The 12983-nt window shown below is 70.1% G+C and carries 13 protein-coding genes, 3 tRNA genes and 1 pseudogene; 11 read left to right on the top strand and 6 right to left on the bottom strand.

Annotation, left to right across the window (positions count from 1 at the left end; translation table 11 throughout):
• Positions 1–29 precede the first annotated feature (29 nt).
• Positions 30–1307 (bottom strand): M23 family metallopeptidase, encoded by a 1278-nt coding sequence (locus tag JN350_RS03535; protein ID WP_205463564.1) that lies wholly within the window; start codon positions 1305–1307, stop codon positions 30–32.
• A gap of 258 nt (positions 1308–1565) precedes the next feature.
• Here JN350_RS03535 and JN350_RS03530 point away from each other — a divergent pair.
• The 3 genes from JN350_RS03530 to JN350_RS03520 all read left to right on the top strand — a co-directional run bounded on the left by JN350_RS03530 (position 1566) and on the right by JN350_RS03520 (position 1842).
• A tRNA-Glu gene (locus tag JN350_RS03530) sits at positions 1566–1638 on the top strand.
• 53 nt (positions 1639–1691) lie between these two features.
• Positions 1692–1768, top strand: a tRNA-Asp gene (locus tag JN350_RS03525).
• A gap of 1 nt (position 1769) precedes the next feature.
• Positions 1770–1842, top strand: a tRNA-Phe gene (locus JN350_RS03520).
• Positions 1843–2051: 209 nt separating this feature from the next.
• Here the strand turns inward: JN350_RS03520 and JN350_RS03515 are convergent.
• Positions 2052–3061 (bottom strand): annotated as a pseudogene (locus JN350_RS03515) (aldo/keto reductase family protein).
• A 689-nt stretch (positions 3062–3750) separates the two neighbouring features.
• Between JN350_RS03515 and JN350_RS03510 the strand changes: the two are divergent.
• Both JN350_RS03510 and JN350_RS03505 read left to right on the top strand, forming a co-directional pair.
• Positions 3751–3933, top strand: a complete 183-nt coding sequence (locus tag JN350_RS03510) for a hypothetical protein (RefSeq protein WP_205463563.1) — start codon at positions 3751–3753, stop codon at positions 3931–3933.
• Positions 3934–3990: 57 nt separating this feature from the next.
• Positions 3991–4983: an NAD-dependent epimerase/dehydratase family protein gene (locus JN350_RS03505; RefSeq protein ID WP_205463562.1), complete on the top strand. Its 993-nt coding sequence runs from the start codon at positions 3991–3993 to the stop codon at positions 4981–4983.
• 86 nt (positions 4984–5069) lie between these two features.
• Here the strand turns inward: JN350_RS03505 and rocD are convergent, their stop codons facing one another.
• Together rocD and ddaH are read right to left on the bottom strand one after the other, a co-directional pair.
• Positions 5070–6299, bottom strand: coding sequence for an ornithine--oxo-acid transaminase (gene rocD, locus JN350_RS03500; RefSeq protein ID WP_205463561.1), 1230 nt, complete (start codon positions 6297–6299; stop codon positions 5070–5072).
• Positions 6299–7201 (bottom strand): dimethylargininase, encoded by a 903-nt coding sequence (ddaH, locus tag JN350_RS03495; protein WP_205463560.1) that lies wholly within the window; start codon positions 7199–7201, stop codon positions 6299–6301. The genes rocD and ddaH overlap by 1 nt, the downstream gene beginning before the upstream one ends.
• A 247-nt stretch (positions 7202–7448) precedes the next feature.
• Between ddaH and JN350_RS03490 the strand changes: the two genes are divergently transcribed.
• Together JN350_RS03490 and JN350_RS03485 are read left to right on the top strand one after the other, a co-directional pair.
• Positions 7449–7886 carry an Lrp/AsnC family transcriptional regulator gene (locus JN350_RS03490; RefSeq protein WP_111083794.1) on the top strand — a complete coding sequence of 146 codons (438 nt, stop codon included), beginning with the start codon at positions 7449–7451 and terminating at the stop codon, positions 7884–7886.
• Between the two features lie 147 nt (positions 7887–8033).
• Positions 8034–8807 carry a YqjF family protein gene (locus JN350_RS03485; protein WP_205463559.1) on the top strand — a complete coding sequence of 258 codons (774 nt, stop codon included), beginning with the start codon at positions 8034–8036 and terminating at the stop codon, positions 8805–8807.
• Here the strand turns inward: JN350_RS03485 and JN350_RS03480 are convergent.
• Positions 8779–9339: a hypothetical protein gene (locus JN350_RS03480; RefSeq protein ID WP_205463558.1), complete on the bottom strand. Its 561-nt coding sequence runs from the start codon at positions 9337–9339 to the stop codon at positions 8779–8781. The genes JN350_RS03485 and JN350_RS03480 overlap by 29 nt on opposite strands.
• Before the next feature lie 201 nt (positions 9340–9540).
• Between JN350_RS03480 and JN350_RS03475 the strand changes: the two genes are divergently transcribed.
• The 4 genes from JN350_RS03475 (at position 9541) to JN350_RS03460 (ending at position 11702) form a co-directional block, all read left to right on the top strand.
• Positions 9541–10536, top strand: a complete 996-nt coding sequence (locus JN350_RS03475) for an SDR family oxidoreductase (RefSeq protein ID WP_205463557.1) — start codon at positions 9541–9543, stop codon at positions 10534–10536.
• Positions 10533–10880 (top strand): hypothetical protein, encoded by a 348-nt coding sequence (locus JN350_RS03470; RefSeq protein ID WP_205463556.1) that lies wholly within the window; start codon positions 10533–10535, stop codon positions 10878–10880. Before JN350_RS03475 ends, JN350_RS03470 begins: the two co-directional genes overlap by 4 nt.
• 74 nt (positions 10881–10954) lie before the next feature.
• The gene (locus tag JN350_RS03465; protein WP_205463555.1) at positions 10955–11494 is read left to right on the top strand and encodes a dihydrofolate reductase family protein; all 540 of its coding nucleotides are present in this window, start codon (positions 10955–10957) and stop codon (positions 11492–11494) included.
• A 10-nt stretch (positions 11495–11504) separates the two neighbouring features.
• Positions 11505–11702 carry a hypothetical protein gene (locus tag JN350_RS03460; RefSeq protein WP_123339214.1) on the top strand — a complete coding sequence of 66 codons (198 nt, stop codon included), beginning with the start codon at positions 11505–11507 and terminating at the stop codon, positions 11700–11702.
• A 93-nt stretch (positions 11703–11795) separates the two neighbouring features.
• Here JN350_RS03460 and JN350_RS20030 read toward each other — a convergent pair whose 3' ends face one another.
• On the bottom strand, positions 11796–12929 hold the full coding sequence (locus JN350_RS20030) for an aldehyde dehydrogenase family protein (protein ID WP_275898012.1): 1134 nt from the start codon (positions 12927–12929) through the stop codon (positions 11796–11798).
• Positions 12930–12983: the final 54 nt, after the last annotated feature.

The raw sequence follows: 12983 nt of genomic DNA, 5'->3' as shown, positions 1-12983 counted from the left end.
GGGTCAGCGCATCCCGGCTGCGCTGATGCTCATACCGAGATCCCCCGCGCTGCCATGAAGGGGACCGGGTCGACGGCAGCACCGTTGACCCGGGTCTCGAAGTGGAGGTGGCACCCGGTCGACCAGCCGGTCGAACCGATCTTGGCGATCTGCTGCCCGGCGGAGACGTGCTGGCCGTTCGCGACCATGATCCCGCCGTCGACGATGTGTCCGTAGGCCGTCGAGATGCCGCCGCCGTTGTCCAGGATGACCTCGTTGCCGTAGCCGCCGCCGTTGCCGGCGAAGGTCACGGTGCCGTCGTGGGCCGCGTAGATCGGGGCGTAGCAGGCGGGAGCGAGGTCGACCCCGGCGTGCAGTGCCGTGGCGTGCGTGTACGGGTCGACGCGGATGCCGTAGCCGCTGGTCTGGAAGCCGCCTGCCGGACGGACCCACCCGGCGGAGTTGGCCGTCCCACCGCCGGTGCCGCCCTGGCTCGTCGCCGCGGCCTTCGCGGCTGCCTTGGCCGCAGCAGCGGCGATGCGGGCCTGTCGGGCCTTCTCGGCGGCGACGCCCTTGCGGTAGTCGGCCTCGACACCGCGCTGCTTCGTGGTGAGGGCGGTCAGCTGTGCCTCGAGCCGCGACTCGTTGTCGTTCTGGGCGTCGACGGCGGTCTGCGCCGCGTCGGCAGCACCCTGCGCCTGCTGCATCTTCGACTGGGCTGCGTCGGCGAGGTCTCCCAGCGCCGCCTTGGCCTTGTCCGCCTTGTCGGCCTGCGCCTGGGCGGTGCCCCGGTCCTGCGACGCCTGCGAGTAGATGCCGTCGGCCTGCTCGCTGAGCTTCGACATGGCGCCGAGCTCGTAGAGCAGGTCACCGGAGTCCGAGGGGTGCGTGAGGATGTCGGTCGTCACGTCGTTGGCGCTGGCCCGACCGAGCTGCGCGGCGAGCTGACCGGCCTGCTCCTCGGACTGCGCGGCGGTCTGCTCGGCGTCGTCCGCCTGCGACTGGAGCGTCTTCTGCTCGAGGGTCGCCTCGTCGTACTTGTTCTGTGCAGCCTGGTAGGCCTCGCCGGCGGCCTGTGCGGCCTTCTGCTTCGCAGCAGCTTCGGACTTCAGGGTCGAGATGAGCGACTTGATCTCGGTGACCTTCGCCTGCTGGGCACTCGTCGACGACTTGGCCTTCTGCACCTCGGACCAGCTCGGGTAGCTCGCGGCACTGGCCGACGTCGCCGGAGCGAGGACCGCGAGGGTGCTGCCGGCGAGCGCGACGGCGACCGCGGCGGCAACGAGGCGGCTGCGGTTGCGGAGGGAAAGCGAAGGTGAGGTCGACATGTATCTCGATTTCGTAACAGCGCGGCAAGGCTCACGCACGTAACACTGTTAACAGACGCAACAGTAACAACAGGTGTCGCAGCCCCGCAGCCCCTCGGACGAGGGGCGTGGAGCCGACGACGATGCTCGCACCGCAACCTCGACACCCGGCGCCGGCCGGGCGCGACACGCCGGGGATTCCGCGGGAACGCGGCCCGATTTGCGAACCCCCGGGGGCATCCGTATGCTTGTCCATCGGTAGCGCGAAGCACCACTTGCGGCCCTATCGTTTAGTGGCCTAGGACACCGCCCTTTCACGGCGGCAGCACGGGTTCGAATCCCGTTGGGGTCACTCTCCGAGTGAGCGAGCAAGTAGTACTGAGCAACACCACAGCAATTCAACATGGCCCTGTAGCGCAGCTGGTTAGCGTGCCGCCCTGTCACGGCGGAGGTCGCGGGTTCAAGTCCCGTCAGGGTCGCCACGGCTGGATAGCTCAGTTGGTAGAGCGTTCGACTGAAAATCGAAAGGTCCACGGATCGATGCCGTGTCCAGCCACCGGTGAAGGCCCCCTGCTTCGGCAGGGGGCCTTTTCCGTTGCCTGAGCCGTCTGGTCGTGAGCGCTCGTCGGTCGTCGCGCACAACCGAAATCACCCCGAACCACGCAACTGTGCGGTTCGGGGTGACTTCGGTCGTGCGGCTCGCGTTCGCGCCGGGTCCCCGACAGCCTGGAGGCGCGGATCGCGCCCGCCTGCCGGCCTCCGGGCTCAGGCCTCGCGGGTCTTCGGGCTGCTGTCGTTCGTCTTCGCCGGGTCACGCTCGACGACGGCACCGAGGGCGTCGTCGATCCGGGCGAGCAGCTCCGCGGGGATCGTGACACCGGCAGCGCCGGCGTTGTCGTGCACCTGCTCCGGACGCGACGCCCCGATGATCGCGCTCGCGACGTTCTCGTTCTGCAGCACCCAGGCGACGGCGAGTTGCGCCATCGACAGGTCGAGTTCCTTCGCGATCGGCTCGAGCTCCTGCACCGAGGACAGCACCTCGTCGCGCATGAAGCGCTTGATCATGTCCGCGCCGCCCTTGTCATCGGTGGCGCGTGAGCCCTCGGGCAGCGGCTGACCCGGCTTGTACTTGCCGGTCAGGACACCCTGCGCGATGGGCGACCAGACGATCTGCGAGATGCCGAGCTCCTTCGAGGTCGGCACCACCTCGTCTTCGATGACCCGCCACAGCGCCGAGTACTGCGGCTGGTTCGAGATGAGCTGGAACCCGAGGTCCTTCGCCAGGGCGGCGCCGGCACGGAGCTGCTCCGCGGTCCACTCGCTCACGCCGACGTACAGGACCTTGCCCTGGCGCACGATGTCGGCGAAGGCCTGCATCGTCTCCTCGAGCGGGGTCTCGTGGTCGAAGCGGTGCGCCTGGTACAGGTCGACGTAGTCGGTCTGCAGGCGGCCGAGCGAACCGTCGATCGACTCGAGGATGTGCTTGCGGGACAGCCCGGTGTCGTTGTGCCCCTTGGGCCCGGTCGGCCCGAACACCTTCGTGGCGATCTCGAGCGACTGGCGCCGCTCCCCTTGAGGGCTTCGCCGAGGACGGTCTCCGCGCCGGTGTTGGCGTAGACGTCGGCGGTGTCGAACGTCGAGATGCCCACCTCGAGGGCGGCCTTGACGCAGGCGATGGCCGCGTCGTTCTCGACCTGGGATGCGTGGGTGAGCCAGTTGCCGTAGGTGATCTCGGAGACCTTGAGGCCCGAGTTGCCGAGGTAGCGGTACTCCATGTGCGTGTCACTCCTGTCGTGGGGCGCGTCGATGCGACCCGAACCGTGACGGTAGTCGCGCCGCCCCCAGGAGCACTCGGCCAGGAAGCGGGTACCTGTACGCTGACGTTTCAGATGCAGCAGCCCAAGACGAAACCCCGGCGATGTGGACTGAGCCAGTGATCGTTCCGGGGTCTTCGATATATGAGTCTATGGGACGAGCGTTCGATGTCAACTGGAGGTCGCGTGGAGCCGGCGGACGTGGTCGACCTGCTGACGCGGGAACGCCTTCGTTCCTACTTCCGAGCCCTGCCCGACGACGCACGCGCTGTCGGGCTCTACGAATGGAACATGCGAGCTGCAGCTGCCGTGATGGAGCTGACCGGGGCCGTAGAGGTCGTGGTGCGAAACGCTGCAGACGTGCAGCTCCGCGCTTGGGCAACTGCTCGTCGCCCAGGCTCATCCTGGCTCGACGTCGTTCCCCTCGACGCACAAGGCAGGAACGATCTGGTCGTCGCACGAAGGCGTGCCACGCGAGGGGGAAACGAGCAGAGGTGCACGGGCGAGTCGTTGCCGAACTGAGCTTCGGGTTCTGGCGGTACCTGTTCGAGTCTCGCTACCTGACGGCCCTGTGGACTCCAGCACTCCACCGCGCGTTCCCACACGGCCCAGCGGATGCGCTGACTCGCCAGCGCGAGGTTCGGACACGGATGCAGCAACTGCACTTCGTGCGCAACCGGGCCGCACACCACGAGCCGATCCATGGGCGTGATCTTCGGCGGGACCACGACTACGCGATCGAACTGCTCGGATGGATCCACCCCGGCGCCGCGGCTTGGGCACAGGACGTGACGATGCTCGGCACGGTGCTCGATGCCCGACCCAGCATCTGAGGGGCAGGATCGGAGGGTTCGGCGCAGGGCTGCGCCGCGGAGAGCGAGGGAGCATCCATGACCGGAGCCAGCGTGTTGTTCATCGGCGGGAGCGGCGTGATCAGCGCCTCCTGTGTGCGGGAGGCGACCGAACAGGGCCACGCCGTCACGGTCCTGAACCGGGGGACCACCGGGGGCAGGCCGATCCCGGAGGGTGTGACGCGCCTCCAGGCCGATGTGTCGGACCGCAGCGCCCTGGCGGACGCACTCGGCGACCGCCACTTCGACGTCGTCGTGAACTGGATCGCCTTCACGCCGGACCAGGTGCAGGCCGACATCGACTTCTTCGCCGGACGGACGCGGCAGTACGTGTTCATCAGCTCGGCCTCGGCGTACCAGACCCCGGCGACGCACCTGCCGATCACGGAGTCGACGCCGCTGAAGAACCCGTACTGGCAGTACTCGCGCGACAAGATCGCGTGCGAGGAACTGCTGATGGAGGCGTACCGGGAGCAGGACTTCCCGGTGACGATCGTGCGGCCGTCGCACACCTACGACGAGACGAAGCTGCCGCTGACGGGCGGCTGGACTGCGGTGGCGCGGATGCGCGCCGGCAAGCCGATCATCATCACCGGTGACGGCACGTCGCTGTGGACGCTGACGCACAGCCGTGACTTCGCGGTCGGGTTCACCGGGCTGCTCGACCGTGCTGAGGCGATCGGCGAGGCATTCACGATCACGAGCGACGAGGCGCCGACGTGGAATGCCATCGCGCACGAGATCGCGGCAGCGGCTGGTGTCGACGACCTGCGCATCGTGCACGTGCCGGCGGATGCGATCGCCGCCGCCGATGCTGAGTGGGGTGCGGCGCTGCTCGGCGACAAGGCCAACAGCTCGGTGTTCGACAACAGCAAGGTCCGGTCGCTCGTGCCGTGGTACCGGCCGCGGACGCCCTACCGGCAGGGTGTGCGCGAGGTCATCGCCTGGTACGAGGCGCATCCAGAGGAGCAGGTCGTCGACGAGCGGCTCGACGGCCTGATGGACGAGTTGGCGGTGCGCTGGGCGGTGTGATCCGCGTTTGGTGAGCAGAAATGGTCGGGTGCCCTGCGGCGACCCGACCATTTCTGCTCACGAAGCGAGCGCGTGGACCACGCCCGTCAGGCGCGCGACGCCAGGACGTCGGACAGCGTGCCGATCGCCGTGCGCAGCTCGTCGTCGGTGACGACCAGTGGCGGAGCGAAGCGGATCGTCGAACCGTGGGTGTCCTTCACGAGCAGCCCGCGGTCGGCGAGGTCCTTCGAGATCTCCTTGCCGGTGCCGAGCGCGGGGTCGATGTCGATCCCCGCCCAGAGTCCGGCGACGCGGTGCGACACGACCCCCTTGCCGAGCAGGTCGTCGAGCAGCCCGCGCAGCAAGGGTTCGCCGTCGAGGGCGCGCTGCTGGAACGTGCCCTCGCCGAGCATCGCCACGACCTCGGCGCCGACGGCCGCAGCGAGCGGGTTCCCGCCGAAGGTCGAACCGTGCTCGCCGGGACGCAGCACCCCCAGGACGGACGCCGAGCCGACGACCGCGGACACCGGGACGATGCCGCCGCCGAGCGCCTTGCCGAGCGTGATGAGGTCGGGACGGACACCGACGCGCTGCACGGCGAGGGTGTGGCCCGTTCGCCCGAGGCCGGACTGGATCTCGTCGGCGACGAACAGCGCACCGAACTCGTCGCAGACCGCCCGCACGTCACCGAGGTACGAGGCCGGCGGGATGACCACGCCGCCCTCGCCCTGGATCGGTTCGAGCAGCACGGCGACGACGGTCTCGTCCATCGCTGCGCGCAGGGCAGCGGCGTCGCCGTACGGCACGGTCCGGAAGCCCGGGGTGTACGGACCGAAGTCGTTGCGGGCATCGGGGTCGTCCGAGAAGGAGATGATCGTGGTGGTGCGGCCGTGGAAGTTCCCGGACGCCACGATGATCGTCGCGCGGTCCGCAGGGACCCCCTTGACGCGGTAACCCCAGGCGCGGGACACCTTGATCGCGGACTCGACGGCCTCGGCACCGGTGTTCATCGGCAGGACCATCTCGGTCTCCGTCAACGCCGCCAGCGCCGTGGCGAACGGCCCGAGCCGGTCGTTCACGAAGGCACGACTGGTCAGCGTCACCCGGTCGAGCTGCGCCCGGGCAGCGTCGAGCAGCCGCGGGTTGCCGTGGCCGAAGTTCACCGCGGAGTACGCGGCGAGGCCGTCCAGGTACTGCTTGCCGTCGACGTCGGTGACGGTCGCTCCGGAGCCCGACGCGATGACGACGGGCAGCGGGCTGTAGTTGTGCGCGAGGGCGCGGTCCTCGACGGCGAGCGCCGCCGCGGTGTTGACCCCGAGCGACGCTGCCGCCGACATCAGCTGACCCCGAGCGAGCGCGCGACGGAGTTGCCGGTGCCGACCGGGTGCAGGTCGAGCGTGCAGCACTTCACGCCGCCACCGCCGAGCAGCAGCTCGGACAGGTCGACGCCGATCGGGTTGTAGCCCTTCTCGCGCAGCTGCGCCGCGAACGTGGTCGCGCGTGCGGCGATCACGACGTTGTACCCGTCGGAGTAGGAGTTCAGGCCGAGGATCGCTGCGTCCTCTTCCGTGGCGATGATCGCGTCCGGGAACCGCTCGCGCAGGATCGCCAGCGACGGCTCGTCGAAGGCGCTCTCGAGGTACGCGATGTTGCTGGTGCCGTCAGCGGCGGGCTCGGGGTCGAGCACGGCGATGGCGGTGTCGAGGTGGTAGAAGCTCGGGTTGATGAGCTTGAGGGTGACGACCTCACGGCCGTAGATCGTCGCGAGCTCGTCGTGCGAGGTGCTGTCCGAACGGAAGCCGGTGCCGGCGAAGATCGTGTTCCCGATGAGCAGGAAGTCACCCTCGCCCTCGTTGGTCTGCTCCGGCTCGGCGACGGTCAGGCCGGCCTGACGGAACCAGTCCATGTACGCCGGGCCCTCGGGCTGGCGCTCGGGGTACTGGAACTTCGCGCCGTAGGCGATGCCGTCGAGCACGAACCCGCCGTTGGCTGCGTAGACCATGTCCGGCAGGCCGTCGATGGGGTCGATGTACGAGATGTCGAAGCCGAGCTGCTCGTACACGTCGACGAGCGTCTGCCACTGGGCGACGGCCTTCGACGTGTCGGTCGGCTCCTCCGGGTGCATCCACGGGTTGATCCGGTAGCTCACCGTGTAGAAGTCCGGCTTGCACATCAGGATCGTCCGCTTGGTGGCGGTACGGGCCGGTGCATCGGTGGTCGAGGGTGCGGTGTTCGACATCAGTCCTCCTGAGAAGGGACCGGGGCCCGAGCCTGCCAGGAACCGAAACGGAACGAAGGAGAGGTGCTCCGGCGAGATGCAGGCTCACTCGCCGTAGCGGACCAGGTCGACGCCACTCGAAAGTCTGGCATGAACCGTCCGAAGAGTGCAGTCCCCCATCCGTCGGACCATGACACCCGTTCGGGTGACGCACGTTTCGTGCGTCCGACCCGCCGACCTCGCAAGAAGTCCGCGTACGATGGGTGCAATGGATTCGCTCGACCACCGCATCCTGGATCAACTCCGGGACAACGCCCGCGCCGGCTACGGCGACATCGGGTCGGTGGTCGGACTCTCGGCATCGGCCGTCAAGCGCCGTGTCGACCGGCTCGTCGGCGACGGCGTCATCCAGGGCTTCACGATCAAGGTCGACCCCGCCGTCGAGGACCGCGGCACCGAGGCCTGGGTCGAGCTGTACTGCCGCGGCACGGTCTCCCCCGACGAGCTCCGCGCACTGCTCGACACCGTGCCCGAGGTCATCGACGCCGGCACGGTCACGGGGAGCGCCGACGCCGTGGTGCACATGCGCTCGAAGGACCTGTCCGCGCTCGAAGAAGCGCTCGACAAGGTCCGCCTCGCACCGCAGGTGGACCACACGCGGTCCGCGATCGTGCTCTCCAAGCTGGTCAGTCGCGACACCGCGTAACGTCCGGCAGGTGCCACGTGACGCGCAGGCCGGGAGGCCCGTGCGGACTCCGCCGGACCGCGAGCAGCGACCCGTCCGGTCGCCGCCGATCCCGTCGCTGACGCGACCCGGCATGACCGGACCCACCGAACCGGAGGCGACCACACCGTGACCGACACCCGACCCACCCGGAGCGCCCCGGGCCTCCCGTCCATCGCCCCCGGCCTGCCGGGCCGCCCCTGGATCTCGCAGGACTGGCTCGACGTCGTCTTCGTGCACTGGCGCGTCGACGTGTCGGCGGTGGCCCCGCTGCTGCCGGCCGGAACGCGACCCGACACGATGGCGCTCGACGGGACCGACGACGGGGTGACCACCTGGGTGGGCCTCATCGCGTTCCGGTTCGAGGACACCCGCTTCCCGCCCCTCGGGGCGCTCGGGCGGACCGGCTCGATCGGCGACTTCGTCGAGGTGAACGTCCGCGTCTACACGGTCGACGAGCAGGGCCAGCACGGCGTCGTGTTCCTGTCGCTCGACGCCGGCAAACTGCTGCCGACGCTCGGCGCACGCGCGGCCACCGGGCTGCCCTACTGGTGGGCGCACGCCGAGTCGCGGAGCGGCGACGGCCGCGTCGGGTACGCGATGCGGCGGCACGGGACGCACCTGCGGTCGATGCTCGACGTCCGCGTGGGCGAGGTACTCGTCGAGCCGGGGCCGCTCGACACGTTCCTGACGGCACGCTGGGGCATGCACGTGCACCGGGCCGGGCGGACGCGGTTCTGGCCGAACGAGCACGACGCGTGGCCGTTGCACCGGGCCTCGGTGGTGTCACTGCGGGACGACCTGATCGGGGCCGCCGGGCTGCCGTTCGGGTTGACCGAGCTCGAGCCGGACTCGGTGCTCTACTCGCCGGGGGTCACGACGCGGTTCGGTCGGGGGCGGTGAGGCCGAGCTCGAGCTCGTCGCGCGGCGCCCGGGCGGCTGCCCGGAACTGGTGAACGGCAACGACGGCACCGAACAGCCCGAAGAAGGACCCGCCGATCCAGGCGACGGTCCGGTACTCCGGGAGGTCGGGCACGGTGAACCCGATCACGGCGAGGGTCGTGCAGATCACCGCCACCGACGCCGAGGCCCACGCGACGACGAGGTGGTCGATGCGCGGGACGACGCGCGCGAACCGGAACGCCATCGGGATCCCGGCGATCGCGCCGAACACCAGGCCGGATGGAGTCCCGACCACCAGGCTCGCCACCGCGACGACCGCCGCGCTCGTCACTGCCACCACCACCCGGGTGACGTGGCAGCGCCACGAGGCCGCACGCGTCTGCTCGTCGTACGCGCGCCAGCCCGTCACGAGCAGCGCGACTGAACCCATCCCGAACACGACCGCAGCGGCGATGCCGACGACGAGCGCGAAGACGCCCCCGAAGGCGATGCCGAGGGCGACGTGCGCGGCGGCGAGGAGCAGCTCGAGCACGGGGTAGATCCAGACCTCGAGCAGCCGGTTCGGGGTGTTCAGGACCCAGCCGGGAGGGTTTCCTCAGCGAGCTCGTCGCTCTCGGGGTCTCGGGTCTCCACGTGGCCAGCATGGCCGGTCGGTGTGATCGTGGTTCGGTGCCCGCCGATCCGGGGGACACCGGCTGAGTGGTGCGCGGTCGGCCGCAGGTACAAGTGAGCCATGACTCGAGTGGCAGTGGTGACCGGTGGATCCGCAGGACTGGGGCGTGCGACCGTCCGGGAGCTCGCCGCGCGGGGGTGGGACGTCGCCGTCCTCGCCCGTGGACGGGACGGCGTCGACGCCGCGGTGGCCGAGGTCGAGGCCGCGGGGCGTCGTGGGCTGGCACTGGTCGCCGACGTGTCCGACCGCGAGGCCGTCGAGGCCGCGGCCGACCGCGTCGAGCAGGAACTCGGGCCGATCGACCTGTGGGTGAACGGCGTGATGGTCGGGGTGTTCGGCAAGTTCCTGGACACCGCGCCCGAGGACTTCGAGCGAGCGCTGCACGTGACCTACCTCGGCTTCGTCAACGGGACCCGAGCAGCGCTCTCCCGGATGGTGCCCCGCGGCCAGGGGCACGTCGTCCAGGTCGGCTCAGCACTCGGCTTCCGGGGCATCCCGCTGCAGGCCGCGTACTGCGGTGCGAAGCACGCGATCGTCGGGTTCACCGAGTCCGTCGTCTCCGAGCTGCTCGAACAGGGCAGCAAGGTGAAGGTGTCGCGGGTCGACATGCCCGCCCTCAACACGATCCAGTTCGGGTGGGTGAAGTCGAAGCTGCCGCACCACCCGCAGCCGGTCGCACCGATCTTCCAGCCCGAGGTCGGTGCCCGCGCGATCGCTGCCGTGGCCGAGCGGCCGCGCCGTCGCACCTGGGTCGGCGAGTCGACCGTCTACACGATCCTCGGCAACCGGATCAGCGGGCGCTTCGCCGACTGGTACGCCGCCAAGACGCTCGTCTCCGGGCAGCAGGCACCGGACAAGGACGGGCAGGAACTGCAGGACAACCTGTACGAGCCGGTGCCGGGCGACCACGGCGCGCACGGTGCGTTCGACGAGTCGGCACACGCATGGTCGCCGCAGACCTGGTGGGTGGAACACCGACGGATCGGCAACGGGATCATCGGAGCGGCGCTCGGCGCGGCCGGGGCCGTCGCACTCGTGGCCGGACGACGACGATGAACCGCCGTGCACGAGCGGGGTCGTCGCCGGCCGCATCGGCGGTCGAGCTGGGCCGAGCGGTGCTCGGCGTCTGGCACCTCAGCCGATCGTTCCGTGGACGCGACCAGGCCGTGCTGCACGGCGTGCTCGGCGTCCGGCAGCTCGTGCAGGCTGCCCTCGTCGCACGCGCGGGCACCGGGAACGCACACACCGTCAGTGCCGCCGTCGACGCGGTGCACGGTGTGACGATGGTGCCGCTCACCCTCGATCCACGACGCCGCGGGTTCGCCCTGCAGCAGGTGTGGATCGCCACGGTGCTCACCGTCGCCGAGGTCGCGGTCGTCGGTCGGGGCGGGCGGCGCTGACGGCGGGTGGCGCTGACGGCGGCCGGCGCTGACGGCGCTGACGTCTGTCGGGGGTGCTCGGTAGCGTCCGGGGCATGGGCACCACCTACTCCGTCGCGTCCTCGCTGGACGGCTTCGTCGCTGCACCGGACGACGACCTCGACTGGCTGCTGCAGTTCGGCTTCGAGCCGTTCCAGGAGCACCACGACCGGTTCTTCGCGGGCATCGGCGCGGTCGTCATGGGCTCGACCACGTACGAGTGGCTGCTCGAGCACGACGACACGTGGGCGTACCCGGACCTGGCGACGTGGGTGTTCACCACGCGTGACCTACCGGTGCCGGACGGCGCCGACGTGCGCTTCGTGTCGGGCGAGGTCGCGGACCACCAGGACGACCTCCAACGGGCAGCCGGCGAGCGCGACGTCTGGGTCGTCGGCGGCGGACTGCTCGCGGCGCAGTACCAGCAGGCCGGACTGCTCGACGAACTCCGGGTCACCGTGATGCCCGTGGCGCTCGGCGCCGGTGCGCCGCTGCTGCCGGTCGCGGCGCCGACCCCGTTCGAGCTGGTCGGGACGACGCCGTTCACCGGCGGTGCCGTCGAGCTGCACTACCGGTCCGCAGCCACCCCGGCGTAGCGTCCGAGCCATGAGCGACAACGAGCAGACCGAACCCGTCATGGACGGCGCCAACGAGGCCACGAACCACGAGAAACTGCACGGCCTGATCGAACAGGTCGACCACGACCACCACGGCGAGGGCGCCGGAGCGATGGCCGACCACCTGCGTGACCGGATGGACGAGACCGGCGTCGAGGACGAAGAAGCAGGCGACACCGAGGACTGACCCGAGCCAGCGCCACGCCGCACACTTCATGAGCAGAAATGGTCGGGTCCGCCGCAGCGCACCCGACCATTTCTGCTCACCAAGCGGCAGCTGTCAGACGCGCAGGTCAGCGAAGTCCGCGTCGACGTCCCCGAACCGGTGGGCGGTGATCGACACCGACTGTTCACGGATGAACGGGAGCATCTCGATCAGCCCGGCCTCGACCACCGGCGCGTCGTGGATCGCGACGTCGATGCTCGCCCCGAGGGCTTCCTCGAGCGCCAGGGCATCGCCACCGATGAGCCGGATCCGTGCGCCGGGGCCGCCGAACGCCGTGTGCACGGGTCGGTCCTGTCCCTGCGCGAGCATGTCCCCGAGGGCGTCGGCGGGCTCGGCGTCCTCATCGCTCGTCCAGTTCGCCTGGAACACGGCGCCGGACGACGCACGGGCGTGGAAGTCCTGGTCGGACTCGACCAGGTGGTCGACGACGTCCAGAGGCGACCGACTCGAGGCCAGCAGCTGACTGAGCGGACCGGGCAACGGGCGGGCGGTGCTGAGCAGGACGTGGGCGCGGGCAGCCGTGGCGGCGACGAGCGCCCGGACCAGGTCACCCGCCGAGGCGTCCTCGGCCTGCCGCACGATGACGGACTGCGGTCGGTGGCGCAGCACGTTCCGCTGCACCACGAGCCCCGACAGGTCGTGCGATCCGCCGTACAGCTCCTCGCGCGCACGGACGTCGCTCAGCGCGCCGGCCCGCACCTGGTCGAACTCCTCGAACGACAAGCCGCTGCGTGCGGCCTCGATCACCGAGGTCACGCGCGGCGGGAGACCGTGCAGCTGGATGCTCTTGTGCACCGTGCGCGGGACCGGCTCCCACCGGCCGAGCGTCGCGACGTACATCGGTCCGCCCGCCTTCGTGCCGGTGCCCACCGACGATCGCTTCCAGCCACCGAACGGCTGCCGACCGACGACCGCACCGGTGATCCCGCGGTTCACGTACAGGTTGCCGGCGCGCACGCTCGCCAGCCAGTCCGCCACCTCGTCGGCGTCGAGCGAGTGGATCCCCGCTGTCAGGCCGTAGTCGGTGCCGTTCTGGATCGCGATCGCCTGCTCGAGCGTCTCGGCGCGCATGATGCCGAGCACCGGGCCGAAGTACTCGGTCTGGTGGAAGTCGCTGCCTGGGCGGACGCCGTCACGGATGCCGGGTGACCAGAGCCGCCCGGAGTCGTCGAGGGCCGTCGGCTGCACGAGCCAGGACTCCCCGGCCCGAGTTCGGTGAGGCCTTGTCGCAGCTTGCCCTCG

Origin of the sequence: Curtobacterium sp. 24E2, from assembly GCF_016925595.1 — a bacterium.
Classification (GTDB): Bacteria; Actinomycetota; Actinomycetes; order Actinomycetales; family Microbacteriaceae; genus Curtobacterium.
The sequence above is the reverse complement of the archived record's forward strand: the minus strand, read 5'-3'. Positions and strand labels throughout refer to the sequence as shown.